This window comes from Rhizobium sp. FKL33 (assembly GCF_005222915.1).
In the GTDB taxonomy this organism is placed as follows: domain Bacteria; phylum Pseudomonadota; class Alphaproteobacteria; order Rhizobiales; family Rhizobiaceae; genus Rhizobium_E.
Genome location: NZ_STFX01000012.1, coordinates 1 through 15,828, shown reverse-complemented (window position 1 = coordinate 15,828; position 15,828 = coordinate 1). Strand labels below are relative to the sequence as shown.

13 protein-coding genes are annotated in these 15,828 nt (G+C 60.2%); 8 read left to right on the top strand and 5 right to left on the bottom strand.

Annotation, left to right across the window (positions count from 1 at the left end; all coding sequences use genetic code 11):
• Positions 1-225, bottom strand: a 225-nt coding sequence (locus tag E8Q41_RS08750; protein ID WP_170976415.1) for a transposase, incomplete at its 3' end; no start/stop codon positions are given.
• 236 nt (positions 226-461) lie between these two features.
• Here E8Q41_RS08750 and E8Q41_RS08745 point away from each other — a divergent pair.
• Positions 462-1,226, top strand: coding sequence for an SDR family NAD(P)-dependent oxidoreductase (locus E8Q41_RS08745; protein ID WP_137155153.1), 765 nt, complete (start codon positions 462-464; stop codon positions 1,224-1,226).
• Between the two features lie 8 nt (positions 1,227-1,234).
• Here the strand turns inward: E8Q41_RS08745 and gcvA are convergent, their stop codons facing one another.
• Complete coding sequence (gcvA, locus tag E8Q41_RS08740; RefSeq protein ID WP_246660134.1) at positions 1,235-2,212, bottom strand: transcriptional regulator GcvA; 978 nt, start codon at positions 2,210-2,212, stop codon at positions 1,235-1,237.
• 43 nt (positions 2,213-2,255) lie between these two features.
• On the opposite strand from gcvA, the gene E8Q41_RS08735 reads away from it, so the two are divergent.
• Positions 2,256-3,464 carry a serine hydrolase domain-containing protein gene (locus tag E8Q41_RS08735; protein ID WP_246660133.1) on the top strand — a complete coding sequence of 403 codons (1,209 nt, stop codon included), beginning with the start codon at positions 2,256-2,258 and terminating at the stop codon, positions 3,462-3,464.
• Positions 3,465-3,500: 36 nt separating this feature from the next.
• Here E8Q41_RS08735 and E8Q41_RS08730 read toward each other — a convergent pair whose 3' ends face one another.
• Genes E8Q41_RS08730 through E8Q41_RS08720 form a run of 3 tightly spaced genes read right to left on the bottom strand, consistent with a single transcriptional unit; the run spans position 3,501 to position 7,101 of the window.
• Positions 3,501-5,288 carry an ABC transporter ATP-binding protein gene (locus E8Q41_RS08730; RefSeq protein WP_137155152.1) on the bottom strand — a complete coding sequence of 596 codons (1,788 nt, stop codon included), beginning with the start codon at positions 5,286-5,288 and terminating at the stop codon, positions 3,501-3,503.
• Positions 5,285-6,103: an ABC transporter permease gene (locus E8Q41_RS08725; protein WP_205910380.1), complete on the bottom strand. Its 819-nt coding sequence runs from the start codon at positions 6,101-6,103 to the stop codon at positions 5,285-5,287. The genes E8Q41_RS08730 and E8Q41_RS08725 overlap by 4 nt, the downstream gene beginning before the upstream one ends.
• A gap of 50 nt (positions 6,104-6,153) precedes the next feature.
• A complete protein-coding gene (locus E8Q41_RS08720; protein ID WP_246660132.1) occupies positions 6,154-7,101 on the bottom strand; it encodes an ABC transporter permease in 948 nt (315 codons plus the stop codon).
• Between the two features lie 192 nt (positions 7,102-7,293).
• On the opposite strand from E8Q41_RS08720, the gene E8Q41_RS08715 reads away from it, so the two are divergent.
• From E8Q41_RS08715 to E8Q41_RS08690, 6 genes are all read left to right on the top strand, one after another.
• Positions 7,294-8,913 carry a long-chain-fatty-acid--CoA ligase gene (locus E8Q41_RS08715; protein ID WP_137155149.1) on the top strand — a complete coding sequence of 540 codons (1,620 nt, stop codon included), beginning with the start codon at positions 7,294-7,296 and terminating at the stop codon, positions 8,911-8,913.
• Entirely contained in the window at positions 8,910-10,094 is a 1,185-nt protein-coding gene (locus tag E8Q41_RS08710; protein ID WP_137155148.1) for an acetyl-CoA C-acyltransferase, read from the top strand. The genes E8Q41_RS08715 and E8Q41_RS08710 overlap by 4 nt, the downstream gene beginning before the upstream one ends.
• A 127-nt stretch (positions 10,095-10,221) precedes the next feature.
• A complete protein-coding gene (locus tag E8Q41_RS08705) occupies positions 10,222-11,799 on the top strand; it encodes an ABC transporter substrate-binding protein (RefSeq protein ID WP_137155147.1) in 1,578 nt (525 codons plus the stop codon).
• A 74-nt stretch (positions 11,800-11,873) separates the two neighbouring features.
• A complete protein-coding gene (locus tag E8Q41_RS08700) occupies positions 11,874-12,977 on the top strand; it encodes a glycine cleavage T C-terminal barrel domain-containing protein (RefSeq protein WP_137155146.1) in 1,104 nt (367 codons plus the stop codon).
• Positions 12,978-13,065: 88 nt separating this feature from the next.
• Positions 13,066-13,878, top strand: coding sequence for a crotonase/enoyl-CoA hydratase family protein (locus tag E8Q41_RS08695; RefSeq protein ID WP_137155145.1), 813 nt, complete (start codon positions 13,066-13,068; stop codon positions 13,876-13,878).
• Positions 13,879-13,933: 55 nt separating this feature from the next.
• Positions 13,934-15,703 (top strand): acyl-CoA dehydrogenase C-terminal domain-containing protein, encoded by a 1,770-nt coding sequence (locus tag E8Q41_RS08690; protein WP_137155144.1) that lies wholly within the window; start codon positions 13,934-13,936, stop codon positions 15,701-15,703.
• Positions 15,704-15,828: the final 125 nt, after the last annotated feature.

Here is a 15,828-nt window from a genome sequence, read left to right as displayed (position 1 = left end):
ATCGAACGTGCCGGCTTTGCTCAGGCGATCGAACCGCTTCCACACGCTATTCCATTTCCCGAAGCGTTCAGGCAATGCCCGCCAGGTGATATTGTGGACTGCAAAATAATGCAGAGCTTCCAGGAAAAGCCGGTCATTACGGCCTTTGTCGCCCCGGCGAGGCAATGAGGCCCTAAACACTTCGAGCGCCACTACCCAATCACCGTCAGTCATCTTCGTGCTCATGCCGACCTCCAAATCAGTCGGCATCCCATGAATCAGACAACACTCAGTTGGGGAATCCCGTTTCAGCTAAATGCGGCAATCCGTCCACACCGCCTTAGCCGAAACGCCTCGTCGCAACACCAGCTGTTTGCGGATTGCAAGGTTGACGCGCCTTGGGTTGGCCTCAGTAGACGAATTGGTCATGTGCTTTCTTGCAAAGCTTTCGCCATTCTATCGCGGTCAACTTGGAGGCAGACATGGAAATTCACGGCGTTTCGGCGATCGTAACTGGCGGCGCTTCGGGTCTGGGCCTCGCGACGGCGAGACGTCTCGCGGCGGCGGGCGCCAAAGTCATGATCCTTGATCTGGACAAGGACAAGGCGCTGAACGCCGCCGCTGAAATCGGTTGCCTCGGAAAAGCCTGTGATGTCACTCAAGAGGAAGACGTCAACGCCGCAATAGAAGAGGCGGAAGCGGAAAATGGGCCGCTTCGCATAAACGTCAATTGCGCCGGCATTCCAGGAGGCATGCGGCTGGTGAACAAAGATGGCCCGGTGGACATGATCCGTTTCGCCAAAGTCATCTCTGTAAATCTTCTCGGAACAGTCAGTGTCATGACGAAATGCGCGGCGCGCATGACAGCAAACGCACCCCTCGGCCAGGATGGCGAGCGCGGCGTCATTATCAACACAGGATCTATCACCGCCTTCGAAGGGCAGATCGGCCAGGGAGCCTACGCCGCCTCCAAGGCCGCGATCGCCGGACTGACGCTGCAGGCGGCGCGCGAATTCATGCCATGGGGCGTAAGGGTGATGACTATCGCGCCGGGACTGTTTCGCACTCCAATTGCGGATTCCATCCCCGAAGAGGTCATTGCCGGCATGCTTGACGGACGCATGTTCCCCGAACGGTTTGGCGAACCCGATGAATTCGCGAGCCTCGTGGCCTCGATCGTCGAAAATTCGATGCTGAATGGCGAGATTATCCGCCTCGACGCCGGCGTCCGACTTCAGGCGCGCTGATGATCACCCTAACCGACTCCCATGTGACGTCGATTATCCGGATCAGCATGCGCCTCTTCGAGCAGCCACTCCCGAAAAGCCGGAACGTCGGGATGTTCGACCTCGTCATCCGGGGCCATCAGATAAAACGCTTCGTTCAGCGGCGCCGGAATATCGAACGGGCGGACAAGGCGTCCGTTTTCAAGCATTGGTCCAACCAGCGACGAACGCGCCAAAGCCACGCCGCCGCCATTGGCGGCGAACTCAAAAGCCAGCAGCGACGTATCGAATTGCAGCCCCTGGCCGGCGTTCACATTGGGAGCTTGAGCCTGGGCAAGCCAGGTGCCCCAGCCCTCCTCATAGCCAAGTACATGCAGAAGTCTGTGTTTTGCAAGATCAGCAGGCGCTCGGATCGGCGCCGGACCGTCGATAAGCCCAGGCGCGCAGACAGGTTCATGCACCTCCCAGGTCAGGCGATCGACCTTGAAACCCGGCCAACGTCCATTGCCATACTGAATGTCGAGATCGACCCGTTCGCGATCGAACTCGTCTCCCCAGACGCTCGACACGACACGGATCGGCCTATGCGGATAGCGATCAACGAATGTTTTCAGCCGCGGGGCAATCCAGTTCACCGAAAAGCCGACCGGCGCGCGCAAGGTCAGCACCTCCGAGCGCCTGTGGCCAAAAACTTCTTCCGTGCCCGCGGCGAGGCGTTCAAAGCCGTCGCGGACCTTGGGCAAATAGGCCGCGCCGACCTTTGTGAGAAGAAGACTGCGCGGTCGACGTTCAAACAGCGGCTCGCGCAGATATTGCTCCAGCAGCTTCACCTGTTTGCTGATCGCGGCCTGTGTAAGGTTGAGTTCGGTCGCGGCGTGGGTGAAACTCAGATGGCGGGCGGACGCCTCGAAGGCTTTCAACCAATTGAGATGTGGCAGTTTTTGACTCATGTCTTGAAAATCCATTCTTGAGGAAAGGGTATTGGATGAAACCTGTACTTTGTCCAAGCACTGTCTTGTCATCCGCCGCCCAACGCATTGCGAGGCGGCCGTGACCGATCGCGATACTCAAAAACGTCTTGGCTTCGATCCGGCGCGGCTCGCGCGGATAGAGCGGTGGATGGCCGATCATGTCGCATCGGGGCGCCTGCCCGGGCTGGCGGTGCAGATCAAGAGACATGGCGTCCTCGCATTTTCCGAACGCATTGGACATAGCGACGTCGAAACCGATGCGCCGGTTTCGGCCGATACGATCTGGCGCATCTATTCGATGACCAAACCCGTCACATCCCTGGCCATCATGATGCTCTACGAAGAGGGGCATTTCCAGCTCGATCAACCCGTCGCCGACTTCATTCCTGATTTCGCAAGATTGCCGGTCTGGCGCGGCGGTGATCATAATCTTCACGCCACGAACCCTCTGGCCAGACCGATAACCATCCACGATCTTCTGACCCACCAATCCGGCCTCGTCTACGGCGATCCGGAGGGCAATGTTGTCGAAAGAGCCTATACGGAAGCGGGGCTCGATTTTGACCGGCCCGGCGACTGCATGACCGAGGCGATCGGCAGGCTTTGCCGTTTGCCGCTCGCCTTTCAACCCGGCGCGCGCTGGGGCTACGGACTTTCCACCGATGTTCTCGGCCATCTCGTCGAGGTCATCTCCGGCAACACGCTCGGCGCATTCTTCAAAAGTCGGATTTTCGATCCTCTCGGCATGCGCGATACAGATTTTGTCGTGCCCGCCGCCAAGAGAGCGCGACTTGCCGCGCTTTATGAACGAGAGGGCGCGAGAATTCGCAGGGTCGTCGATACGGACGACAACGTAAACGGCATGGCAATTGAAAGCGGCGGCGGCGGCCTCTATTCGACGATGGATGACTACCAGGCATTCGCCTCCATGCTGCTGGCGCGCGGAAGGACCCCGGGCGGTCGTTTGGTTGGCCGCAAAACCTTCGACCTCATGGCGTCCAATCATATGGGCGACGATCTCGCCAGTCGCGGTCAATCTCATTTCAGCGAGACAACCTTTGAAGGCATCGGCTTCGGTCTCGGCTTTTCAGTCATGCTCGATCCTCAACGCGCCAAAATCCCCGGCAGCCCTGGCGAATTCGCCTGGGGCGGCATGGCGTCCACGGCCTTCTGGGTCGACCCGGCTGAGCAAATGACCGTAATCCTCATGACTCAGTTGATCCCGTCAAGCGCCTATGCGTTGCGACGCCAATTGCGCGTGCTGAGCTATGCTGCGCTTGTCGATTGATGTCGCGGGCGCCTTTTCCATCATTCACCGCAAGGCTCATCTGAGTGGAGCCCCCCTGAGGTCCAGATGACAGGCGATCTGGTGCCCGGGCGCCGGTTCGCGTATCGGTGGAGCAACGACATCGCATAGACCTGGGATGACGCGCGCGCAGCGGTTTGCAAACGCACATCCTGCGGCGTTGTGGACGACGCTGCCCTGCTTCGCCGCGCGCGCTTCATCGGTATCCGACACACGATCCAGCCATCCCTGTTCCAGCTTTGGAGCAGAGCCGAGCAACAGTTTGGTGTAGGGATGCCATGGCGGCTGAAAGACTTCACGCGTCGATCCTTGCTCAACCACCCGCCCCGCATAGAGCACGACGATGCGATCGGCAAAAGAAGACACAGTCGAGAGATCGTGGCTGATGAAGAGATAGGAGATGCCGAGGCGTGTCTTGAGATTGTCGAGTAGTTCGATGACGCCTGCGGCCACCACAGTGTCAAGCGCCGAGGTCACCTCGTCGCAGAGAATGACCGTCGGATCTGCAGCCAGCGCACGCGCCAGATTGACGCGTTGCTTCTGCCCTCCAGACAGCGCCGCTGGGTAACGTTCTGCGAAGTCAGCCGGCAAATCCACTAACGCCAGCAGTTCTGCGACCCTCTCCGCTTTGCGGCGGCCCTTGAGACCGTGATAAAATGTAAGCGGTCTGCCAAGAATATCGGCCACGCGGTGTCGAGGATTGAGCGCCGTATCGGCCATCTGGAACACCATCTGGCAGTCCTGCAGCATGCTGCGCTTGCGGTCGGCAAGCATGGGCGCCGCAGCCTTGCCATTGATCTCGACCGATCCGGAACGCGCCGGCGTCAGGCCCGCCACGACACGGGCGAGCGTGCTCTTTCCACAACCGCTCTCGCCGATGACGCCCACAACGGCGCCTCTGGCGATATCGAACGTGACGTCGGATAGAATGGTCATCGCGCCATAGCCAGCGCTGACGCCTCGAAGGGACAGGGACGGCGGCGACGCATCCGGCTGCGGATCGGCCCCAATCTGCCGCGATGCCGGTCGATGGGCCGCCATGAGTTGCCTGGTGTAGGCGTGTCGGGGGTCAAGAAGAATCTGCGCCGCCTCCCCTTCTTCAACGACGACGCCGTTTCTGAGCACCATGATCCTGTCAGCGATCTGAGCGACGACGGCGAGATCATGCGTGACATAGATCGCCGCCGTTCCCTTTTCGCGCAGCATGCGCTTGAACGCCTTGAGAACCTCGATCTGCGTCGTGACGTCGAGGGCTGTTGTCGGCTCATCCAGGATCAGGAGATCGGGCGACGAGGACATGGCCATGGCCGCCATCAGGCGTTGCAATTGTCCGCCGGAGACCTGGTGCGGAAAGCGCCGCTCTACAGTTTCGGGATTCGGCAGGTCCAGCTGGCGATAGAGTTCGAGCGCCGCCGCCCTGGCGCCGGACGCGTCCGCCACCCGATGGAAGACCGGAGCCTCGATAACCTGCGGTCCAATGCGAATGGCTGGGTTGAAGCTAGCCGCCGCCGATTGCGCGATATAGGCCGCTTCCCGCCCGCGAAGCGCGTGGCGTTCGGTGGGGGTGAGCGCCATGATGTCTCTGCCATTCAGCTCGACCGCGCCCGACGCGATGCGGCAGCCCGGTCGCGCAAACCCCATTGCCGACAGCGAGATCGTGGATTTGCCTGAACCGCTTTCTCCGATCAGGGCGAGAACTTCGCCCTTGCCGACATTGAGCGAGACGCCGTTGACAATTATAACGGCCTCGCCTCCGGGTCGTCTGCCTTCAACGACGAGATCCCTGATATCCAACACTGTCGTCATTGCTCGATCTTCTCAAAAACGGTTTCACCCTGCTGGCGCTGCTGAAACCAGTCGACGAGGAGATTCATGCAGACGGTCAACGAGGCGATGCAGGCGGCGGGAATAAGCGCTGCGGCGGAGCCGAGGAACAGCCCGCCGATATTCTCCTGGACCATCAGGCCCCAGTCGGCAGCGGGCTCCTGGATGCCGAGACCAAGAAAGCTCAGTCCGGACAGGAAGAGAATTGAAAAGGTGAACCGCAAACCAAACTCGGCAATCAGGGGCGCCGCCGCATTCGGCAGGATTTCGGCGACCAGAAGCCAGATGGCACCTTCCCCGCGCGCTCGGGCGCTCTCGACAAAATCCATGGCGCCAATATCCATGGCCAGGGCGCGAGCGACACGGAACACGCCCGTCGACATGACGAGTCCGACCGTCAGCACCAGCACCGTCACCGACGTGCCGAAAGCGCCGATAACGACCAGCGCCAGAAGCGTCGACGGAAACGCCATGAAAGCCTCCACCATCCGGCTCACCGCAACATCGAACCATCCCCTCAGGATTGCTGCGGCAAATCCCAGACCGACGCCGAGCGTAAATGAGATGACCGTGGTCAACAGCGCGAGCAGCAGGGTTGTGCGCACCCCATAGATCAGCCGCGACAGCACATCGCGGCCGAGTTTGTCCGTCCCCAGCCAGCCGCCGTCGCCCATGGGCGCAAATGTATGTTGCGAGACGATTTCTGCTTCCGTATGCGGCGCGATCAGCGGGCCAAAAACCGCGATCATGAACCAGAAGAACAGCGCTGCGGATGCGATTGCCGCAGTCGGCGTCATTCTCAGGCGAAGCAGCGACCAGCGCGGCGTCGAGACATTGGCGCTGTCCGTCATCTCGGATACCTCAGGCGCGGATTGGCCAGGATCGAGAGCATGTCGGCAAGGAGATTGAGGACAATATAGACCGCGCCGAAAATCATCGCGCAGGCCTGGATGAGGGGAATATCGCGCAATTTCACGCCATCGACCAGGAGATGTGTGAGCCCCGGTACGCCGAAGATCGTCTCGACGATGATCACGCCTGAAACCATGTAGGACAGATTGAGGGCGATCACGGTGAAGATCGGCGCAAGCGCATTCGGCAGAGCGTGTCGCAGGACCAGCCGCCACTTGGGCAGCCCCTTGAGAGCCGCCATTTCGATATAGGCGGTGCTGAAGATGTTGATGACCGAAGACCGCGTCATGCGCATCATATGCGCGACCACCGCAAAACTCAGTGTCGCCACCGGCAGGGCGAGCGCGCGGAAATTTTCCCAGAGGGAGAAATAAGGCCGAGTGTTCGCCGAAGCCGAAAGCCAGCGCAGATCCACCGCGAATATCTTCATCAGGATCAAAGCGACAAAAAACTCGGGCACGGCGATCAGAACGAGCGTCGCGACGGACAGACTCTTGTCGACCGCGCGGCCGGCATGCATGGCGGACACAAGCCCCAGGCCAAGGGAGACCGGCACAGAAACGAGCGCCGCCAGCAGCGCGAGCCTCAGCGTGTTGCCGGCGCGGTCGGCGATCATGTCGCTCACTGGCCGTTTCGTCGCGAGCGACGTGCCGAGATCCCCGGTCGCCATGCCGCCAAGCCAGTTTGCGTACCGAAACACGGCTGGCTGATCGAGGCCCATGTCCTTTCGCAGCGCCGCAAGGGACTCAGGTGTTTTAGATCGTCCAAGAACGGCTTCCGCGACATCGCCCGGCAAAATCTCCGTTGCGCTGAAAACGATGACCGAGGACAGGACAAGCGTCAGCACGCCCTGCCCCAGGCGGCTTATCAAGAGCTCAAGCACATGCGCCCCCTCCCAAAGGCTGGCCGCAGTCTTCATGCCGTGCGGCGGGAGGGCAAACAACTTTAACGCACCAAATGGGTCTGTTCTGGTTATGGCTCGGCTATGCATGCATCAGACGGAGGGCTAAGTATCGACAATAGTCGTTTGTCAAGCACGGCGGACTTTCGAGAACATAGGCGGTCTGGAGGAACAATGACCGCAAATCCCTATCCCTTGCTGATCAAGCAGATCCTGGCCGCCCCCCTGGCGCAAAAGTCGCCGCACGAGATCGTTCACGCCGATATCCGCCGCTATGGCTATCCTGAATTCGCCGCCCGCATCGCTCGGCTCGGCGGATTGCTGGGCGAGTTGGGCCTGGGACAGGGATCGACGATCGCGGTCATGGATTGGGACAGCCATCGCTATCTCGAATGTTTCTTTGCCGCGCCGATGATTGGCGCGACGCTGCATACCGTCAACATCCGGCTTTCTGCCGAGCAGGTCCTCTACACGATCAATCATGCCGGTGATGACGCAATTCTCTGCCATGTTGATTTTCTGCCGCTGCTCGCTGACATCAGGGATCGGATCACCCGCCCGTTTCGTCTGATCGTGATGCAGGACAATCCGGTCCAGGCGCCTGCCGATTTGCAATCCGACGGCGAATATGAAGCGCTGATGGCTGAGGCGACCCCTGTGGCGGGTTTTCCGGACTTTGACGAGAATACGCGTGCGACGCTCTTTTACACCACTGGCACGACCGGCGCTCCTAAAGGAGTCTTTTACACACATCGGCAGCTGGTGCTTCACACGCTCGGCGTGGCCGCCGGCCTCGGCCCGATCCCCGGCTCCGGCTTCAACCGCGACGATGTCTATATGCCGATCACGCCGCTCTTTCACGTGCATGGCTGGGGAATTCCCTATGTCGCAACCATGTTGGGTGCAAAGCAAGTTTATCCAGGACGTTACGAGGCGGCGCGCCTTCTGTCGTTGATTTCAGAACACCGCGTCACCTTCTCGCATTGCGTTCCAACGATCCTCAGCATGATCCTCAATGCGCCGGGCGCCGAAGACGCCGATCTCTCGGGATGGAGAGTGATCATTGGCGGCTCCGCTCTGTCTGATGCGCTTGCACGGTCAGCGCGCATGCGCGGCGTCGCCATCAACGCCGCCTATGGCATGTCGGAAACCTGCCCCTTCCTGACTGTTGCAGACATGATGACGACGCGGACTGAACCGCAGGCGACGCCAAACTGCACGGCCGCCGGAAAGCCGATGCCGATGGTCGATGTCAGGATCGTCGATGAAACCATGTCCGACGTGCCCGCCGACGGCGTTTCCACCGGGGAGATCGTGGTCCGTGCGCCCTGGCTGACCAGCGGCTACCTGAATGACCCGGTTGGATCTGGAGACCTGTGGCGAGGCGGATGGCTTCATACCGGCGACGTCGGCCTGTTTGACGCGTCTGGCGCGCTGAGGATCACCGACCGGCTGAAGGATGTCATCAAGACGGGCGGCGAATGGGTGTCGTCACTGGCCCTTGAAAATCTGGCGAGTGAAGTCGCCGGTGTCAGCGAGGCGGCGGCGATTGGTTGTCCGGACCCGAGATGGGGCGAGCGCCCGCTGTTGATTGTCGCCTCTCGCCGTGCGGCGGACGACGTCAAGTCTGACATTCGCGCCCGAATTGCCGCTGCGGTCACAGCCGGCCAGCTCTCGAAATGGGCTACGCCGGATCGAATTGAAATCGTTTCCAGCCTGCCCAAGACCTCTGTCGGCAAGCTGGACAAGAAAGCGCTTCGCGCACAATACGTCATTGACAAGGTACAGGCATGAAAGACGCCGTTATCGTCTCAACCGCTCGCACCCCGATCGGGGTGGCGTTTCGCGGGTCATTCAACAACATAAAATCGCCAACGCTTTCCGCGCATGCGATTCAGGCCGCCGTGCGGCGCGCTGGGATCGATCCCGAGGACATTGAGGATGTCATTTTCGGCAGCGTGCTCAATGCAGGCACCGCCGGCATGAACATCGCCCGGTTGGCGTCCCTCGCCGCAGGCATCCCCGAAACCGCCGCCGCCCAGACCATCGACCGGCAATGCGCTTCAGGACTGATGGCGATCGCCACGGCGGCAAAGCAGGTGACCGTCGATGGCATGGGGCCGATCGTCGCCGGCGGCCAGGAGAATGTTTCCGCAGTGCAGGGGCGATATTTCGACTGGGCGGCCTCAGAGCAGGACCCGCTCGTCACGCGCCTGTCTCCACACGCCTATATGCCGATGCTCGCGACGGCCGAGATTGTCGCGGCGAAATATGGCGTCACCCGCGAGATGCAGGATGAATACGCGCTTGAATCGCAAGCGCGTGTGGCCCGGGCGCAAGCCAGCGGCCTGCTTGACGACGAGATTACGCCGGTATCCGCCATACAGAGGATCACGGACCGCGACACGGGCGAGGTCTCGATGAAACACGTGACGCTGGCGCGCGACGAAGGCAATCGCCCAGGGACGACAGAAGGAGCGCTCGCGGCGCTCAAACCCGTCCTCGAAGGCGGCCGCGTCACCGCCGGCAATGCAAGTCAGCTGTCAGACGGGGCATCGGCCTGTATCGTCATGGAAGCGTCCGAAGCCGCACGCCGGCGTATTCAGCCGCTCGGCCTTTATCGTGGGATTGCGGTGGCGGGTTGCGCGCCGGAAGAGATGGGATTGGGGCCGATCCATGCCGTTCCCAAACTGCTCAAGCGAGCCGGACTTCGCTGTGAAGACATCGGCTTGTGGGAGATCAACGAGGCCTTCGCCGCCCAGGTCTTACCCTGCCGCCAGCACCTCGATCTCGATCCCGCCATCGTCAATGTCAATGGCGGCGCGATCGCTATCGGCCATCCCTACGGCATGACCGGAGCCCGCCTGGTCGGCCACGCCTTGCTCGAAGGCCGGCGCCGAGGCGTGCGCTATGTGGTCGTGACAATGTGCGTTGGCGGCGGCATGGGCGCCGCCGGATTGTTCGAAGTCGCCTGACCAACCCATAACTTGTGTAGAGGCAAAGCGCCGATATCCGTTGTTTGCGGGACCAGGACAAGTGCGACAACACTTCCCTATCACCGGCGGGGAGGAAAACTGCGGGGTGACAGCGAGGGAGGAAAAAATGTTCGAGGTTGATGAGTTCATGAGCCGAAACGAGGCGGGATTACTGAGCAGGCGAGAATTCTTCCGACAGGCGGGGGCAGCGGGGCTGCTGCTGCCGCTCGCCGGAAGCATTGCGGCGATGGCCGGTCAGGCGCGGGCGGAGGAGCCCAAGCGCGGCGGATGGCTGCGGATTGCCCAAGGCAACACCGACGACACGCTGGAGCCCGTGCGCGCGACCTCGACCGGCGACGCCATTTATCTCACCGTCGCCTATCAGCGGTTGACCCGCTTCTTGCCGACCCTCGAGGTCGAAGGCGACGCCGCGTCTGAATGGAGCGTCGACCCGACAGCCAAGATCTGGACCTTCAAGCTGCGCAGCGGCCTGACGTTCCATAACGGGCAGTCCCTCACCGCCGCAGACGTGAAGGAATCCCTGGATCGCCATATCGCCAAGGATTCTCAATCTGCGGCGAAAGCGCTTCTGTCGACGGTGACGGCGATTGATGCGCTCGACTCTTCGACGATCAGGATCACCCTGTCTTCCGGCAATGCCGACCTGCCGACGATCCTTTCGGATTACCATTTCTCGATCCATCCGGCCGGTTTCAAGGATTTTTCCAAGCCGGTTGGCTCCGGCCCTTTCAAGGTGAGGGATCTGGCGCCTGGCGAGCGGATCACCATGGAGCGTTTCGACGGCTATTACGAAGAGGGCAAGCCTTATCTCGACGGGCTCGACTTCATTCCCGTGCCAGACGCCAACGCCTCGATTTCGGCGCTTCTCGCGGGCGATGTCGACGTCATCTATGACATGCCGGCTTTTGCGGTGGAACAGATCGGCCGGTCCCCCACGGTCACCCTCTACAACACCCCGACCGGTCAGCTGACGAATTTCTCGCTCATGGTGGATCGCGCGCCCACCAACAATGCGGATTTCCGCAAAGGTTTCAAACACGCGCTCGATCGCAACCTTGTTCTCACCCAGGTTTTCAAAGGCATTGGCGTGATCAGCGCCGACACGCCGATCGGCCCGACTTACAAATACTGGTGCGAGGATGTGAAACCCGCCGTCTACGATCCCGAAAAGGCGAAGTTTCACTTTAAGAAAGCCGGCATATCCTCACTCGAGATCTTCACATCCGAAGAGCCTGGCGCCGCCGCCAACGACATTGCGCTCACCTTTCAACAATCGGCGTCAAAAGCGCTCAATGTCACCGTCACCAAGACGCCTTCAGACGGCTACTGGACACACACCTGGATGCAGAAGCCGATCTGTATGTCCGGCTGGAATGCAAGGCCAACCGTAGACGCTTTTCTCTCGATTGCCCACATGCAGAACAGCAGCTGGAACGAAACCATGTGGGGTAACGACGCCTTCGACACACTCGTCGTTCAGGCGCGCGCTGAGCTGGACGAGGCCAAGCGCAAGCAGATGTATTGCGACCTGCAACATATGCTCAATGACGACGGCGGCTTCGTCAACGCAGTCTTCCAGAATCAGCTTGAAGCAACAGCTGCCCATGTGAAGGGCTATACGCCGCATCCGGTCGGCGCCATGGGCGGCTTCTTCCAGACCGCTCGCAACATCTGGCTGAATTGAACCTCGCGACGGTCGGGGGCGAGGTTATGGCCCGCCCCCGACACACTCCTCATACACAGAAAAGGTTTGCTTCCTTGTTCACCATATCGCCGACCGCCCGCCTTCGCCCCTCGCCTTTTTTCGACGCCACGATTTCGGAAGGGCTCGCCGCCGCGACTGTCTATAACCGCATGATCATGCCTGCGCATTTCGGCGACCGGGAGGCGGAATACTGGCGGCTGATCAATGGGGTTTCGATGTGGGACGTCGCGGTCGAGAGACAAGTTCAGCTCGTTGGCAAGGATGCGGGACGGCTCGCCCAGATTCTGTGCCCGAGAAATCTTGCGACGGCGGCTGTCGGCCAGGGAAAATACGCGCCGCTCTGCAATCATCGCGGGATGTTGATCAACGATCCGATTCTGCTCAAGCTCGACGAAGACCGCTACTGGTTTTCAATCGCCGACAGCGACATCTGGTTCTGGGCGAAAGCGATCGCCGCCGAACGCGGTCTCGATGTCGACATCAGCGAGCCGGATGTCTCCCCGCTCGCAGTCCAAGGCCCGAAAGCCGAAGACGTCATCGCCTCCATTTTCGGCGACTGGGTCAGGTCGATCAAATATTTCTGGTTTCGCGAGACGGATATCGACGGCATTCCCGTCGCCTTGCAGCGGTCTGGCTGGTCAAAACAGGGCGGCTTCGAGATCTACCTGAAAGACGCTTCGCGCGGGACCGATCTCTGGAACATCGTCAAGGAGGCCGGCAAGCCATTCGACATCGGCCCTGGTTCGCCGATGACGCCCGAAAGAACGGAAAGCGGTCTCGTGTCATGTGGCGGCGACACCGATGACAACACCAATCCTTTCGAGGTGCGGCTTGGCAAATATATCGATCTCGACGTTCCCGATAATACGATCGGCATCGGCGCGCTAAGACGGATCGCAGCCGATGGCCCCAAGCGTCATCAATTGGGTCTGAAGCTGGAGGGGGGCTCACCGGCGCCCTTGGACTTCGCCTGGGAGCCGATTTACCGAAACGGCGAAAAGGTTGGCGACATGACCAATTGCGTCTGGTCGTTCCGGCTCAAGCAGAACATCGGCTACGCCTTGATCTCATGCGACTGCGCGGCCGGCGACACGGTCGAGCTGAAGCGCAAGACGGGGATCGTCCGCGCGAGCCTTTGCGAACTGCCGTTCGTCTGAAATCCGCCTCCTTCGCCCTGAGGCTGGCGACTCTGCACAGCAGGACAGCCTAGGCGGTCCAAACATGCATATTCAGAAAGAAGCAGCAATGTCAGAACAATTTCCATCCGATTTCGTCAACATTCGACTGGATCGCCTTGAAGACGGCGTTTGGGTGGCCACTCTCGATAGACCCGCAAAGCGCAATGCGCTCGACGTCGCAACAATCGAGGAACTCGTCTCCCTGTTCTCGAACGCCCATCGGTTGGGCGCACGGGCGATCGTCCTGTCGGCAGAAGGGGATCATTTTTGCGCCGGTCTCGATCTGGTGGAGCATCATCGCCAGGATCGTTCGCCGGCGGAGTTCATGCATATCTGCCTGCGATGGCACGAGGCGTTCAACAAGATGGAGTATGGCGGCGTCCCGGTCATCGCAGCCCTCAAAGGCGCGGTTGTGGGCGGGGGGTTGGAACTCGCAAGCGCGGCCCATGTCCGCGTTGCCGACCGCAGCGCCTATTTTGCCCTGCCGGAAGGTCAGCGCGGTCTATTCACAGGCGGTGGTGCGACGATCCGCGTCGCGGGTCTCGTCGGCAAGGCCCGGATGATCGACATGATGCTGACCGGACGCGTCTATCAACAGGAAGAAGCAATAGAGGTGGGTTTGGCACAATATCTGGTGGACGGCTCCGCCCTCGACAAGGCGCTCGAGATTGCCCGCCGGGCGGCTCAGAACCTGCCGCTGACCAACTTTGCGATCTGCTCGGCCATCAGCCACATGCAGAATATGTCGAGTTTCGACGCGGCCTATGCGGAGGCGGTGGTCGCCGGCGTGGTGAACACCCAGCCTGCGGCGCGCGAAAGGCTTGAAGCCTTCGCCAACAAGACCGCCGCGCGCGTGCGCCCCTCAAAGCCGGCGACGTAAGCGACGTCGCCAAGGTTCTTGCACCAACACATCCCCAAACTGGAGCCGACCCGAGATGCGCGACTATTCGCCTCCGATGGAAGACATCGCCTTTCTGTTAAGGCAGGTTTTCGAATTTGACGCGGTCATGTCTAGGCTTCCCGGCCAGGAAGAAATGAACGCCGACATGGCGCTGGCCGTGCTGGAAGCCGGAGGCCGCTATTGCGCCGATGTCGCGGCTCCCCTCAATCGGATAGGCGACATCGAAGGTTGCATGCTGGACGATATTGGCGTGCGAACGCCAACCGGTTTCAAGAACGCCTGGAAGACGTTTGTGAAGGATGGATGGCCCACGCTGTCCGGAGATCCGGATTTTGGCGGCCAGGGCCTACCGCGCATTGTTCAACTGCTGTTTGACGAGATGTTGGCCGGCGCCAATATGTCGTTTGGCCTGTATTCCGGGCTGACCCACGGCGCAATTGAAGCCATAGCGCATCATGGAAGCGAGGAACTCAAAGCCCTGTGGTTGCCGAAACTGATTTCCGGCACCTGCACCGGGGTGATGGCTTTGACCGAACCCGCCGCCGGCACCGACCTCGGTTTGATCCGCACACGCGCCGAGCCCTCTGGAGATGGCACATATCGGATCACCGGAAGCAAGATTTTCATCACCGCGGGCGACCATGACTTTGGAGGAAACATCGTCCATCTCGTTCTGGCGCGACTGCCAGACGCCGTTCCCGGAGTTAAGGGCATCAGCCTCTTTCTCGTGCCCAAATTCATATATGATCTGGACGGTGCATCCGGCGGCCGAAACTCCTTTTCCGTAGGGTCTATCGAAAAGAAAATGGGTATTCGCGGACAGGCGACTTGCGCCATGAATTACGAGAATGCTGCTGGCTGGCTCGTCGGGGAAGCCGGCCGAGGTCTCAACGCCATGTTCACGATGATGAACGCCGAGCGACTGTTTGTCGCCATGCAGGGCCTGGGTCTGGCCGAGGCCGCCGTGCAGAGATCCCTCGCCTACGCCCGTGAACGGCTGCAGGGGAAAGCGGCAAATGGCGAGGGCCCTATCGCTATCATCCATCATGGCGACGTCAAGCGGATGCACCTGACTGGCAAGGCGTTTATCGAAGCGGCGCGCGCCCTCGCCGTCTGGACAGCCCTTGAGATGGAGAAGCAAGAACGCAGCGCCGACCCGGCTGAACGACATTCGTCAGCCGGCTTTGTCGCCCTTCTGACCCCCGTCATAAAAGCCTCATTTACGGACATGGGTTTCGAGACGACTGTTTTGGCCCAGCAGGTGTTCGGCGGTCATGGCTATATTACAGATTCCGGCATCGAACAGTTTGTCCGCGATGCCCGGATCACCCAGATCTACGAAGGAACGAACGGGATCCAGGCTCTGGATCTCCTGGGCCGCAAGCTCTTGATGGACAATGGCGAACTGCCTTTCCGTCTGTTCCGCCTCATTCGGTCGGAATTATCGGTCGACAATGAAGCGGAAGACCTCAAATCCTGGGCAAACGCTGTCGATGACGCCCTGTCGCGTCTCGAAGATTTGACGCGTCATCTGATGCGATATCTCCATGACATCGACGACGTCAATGCAGCAGCCCACGACTATTTACAGTTTTTCGCTCTCGTTTGTTACGGCTGGATGTGGGTGCGCATGGCGCGAGCGGCTTCTCTCGCCACGCAGTTCGGGTCGAATGTCACATTGCGCAAACATCACCTATGCCGGTTTTTCGTCGAACGGATCCTGCCGAGAACACGGGCGCTAGACGCCTCGGCCAGAGCTGGATCGGACGCAATCAAAAATGTCGACATGACAGGTTTTGTCTGACCACATGCGAAGCTCGGTTCACCCTGAACTGATCGGATTGCCTAATCTGCTGCCCGCGTGTGAACGGGTTGAGTTTCCAACTTCACTCTCTGCGGCAAATCAATCTCCATTTCTACTCATAATTT

Bases quoted from the DNA above. Each gene is read 5' to 3' on its own strand.
- E8Q41_RS08745 (WP_137155153.1), top strand. From the start codon at position 462: ATGGAAATTCACGGCGTTTCGGCGATCGTAACTGGCGGCGCTTCGGGT.
- E8Q41_RS08690 (WP_137155144.1), top strand. From the start codon at position 13,934: ATGCGCGACTATTCGCCTCCGATGGAAGACATCGCCTTTCTGTTAAGG.
- E8Q41_RS08695 (WP_137155145.1), top strand. From the start codon at position 13,066: ATGTCAGAACAATTTCCATCCGATTTCGTCAACATTCGACTGGATCGC.
- E8Q41_RS08715 (WP_137155149.1), top strand. From the start codon at position 7,294: ATGACCGCAAATCCCTATCCCTTGCTGATCAAGCAGATCCTGGCCGCC.
- E8Q41_RS08705 (WP_137155147.1), top strand. From the start codon at position 10,222: ATGTTCGAGGTTGATGAGTTCATGAGCCGAAACGAGGCGGGATTACTG.
- E8Q41_RS08725 (WP_205910380.1), bottom strand. From the start codon at position 6,103: ATGACGCCGACTGCGGCAATCGCATCCGCAGCGCTGTTCTTCTGGTTC.
- E8Q41_RS08730 (WP_137155152.1), bottom strand. From the start codon at position 5,288: ATGACGACAGTGTTGGATATCAGGGATCTCGTCGTTGAAGGCAGACGA.
- E8Q41_RS08710 (WP_137155148.1), top strand. From the start codon at position 8,910: ATGAAAGACGCCGTTATCGTCTCAACCGCTCGCACCCCGATCGGGGTG.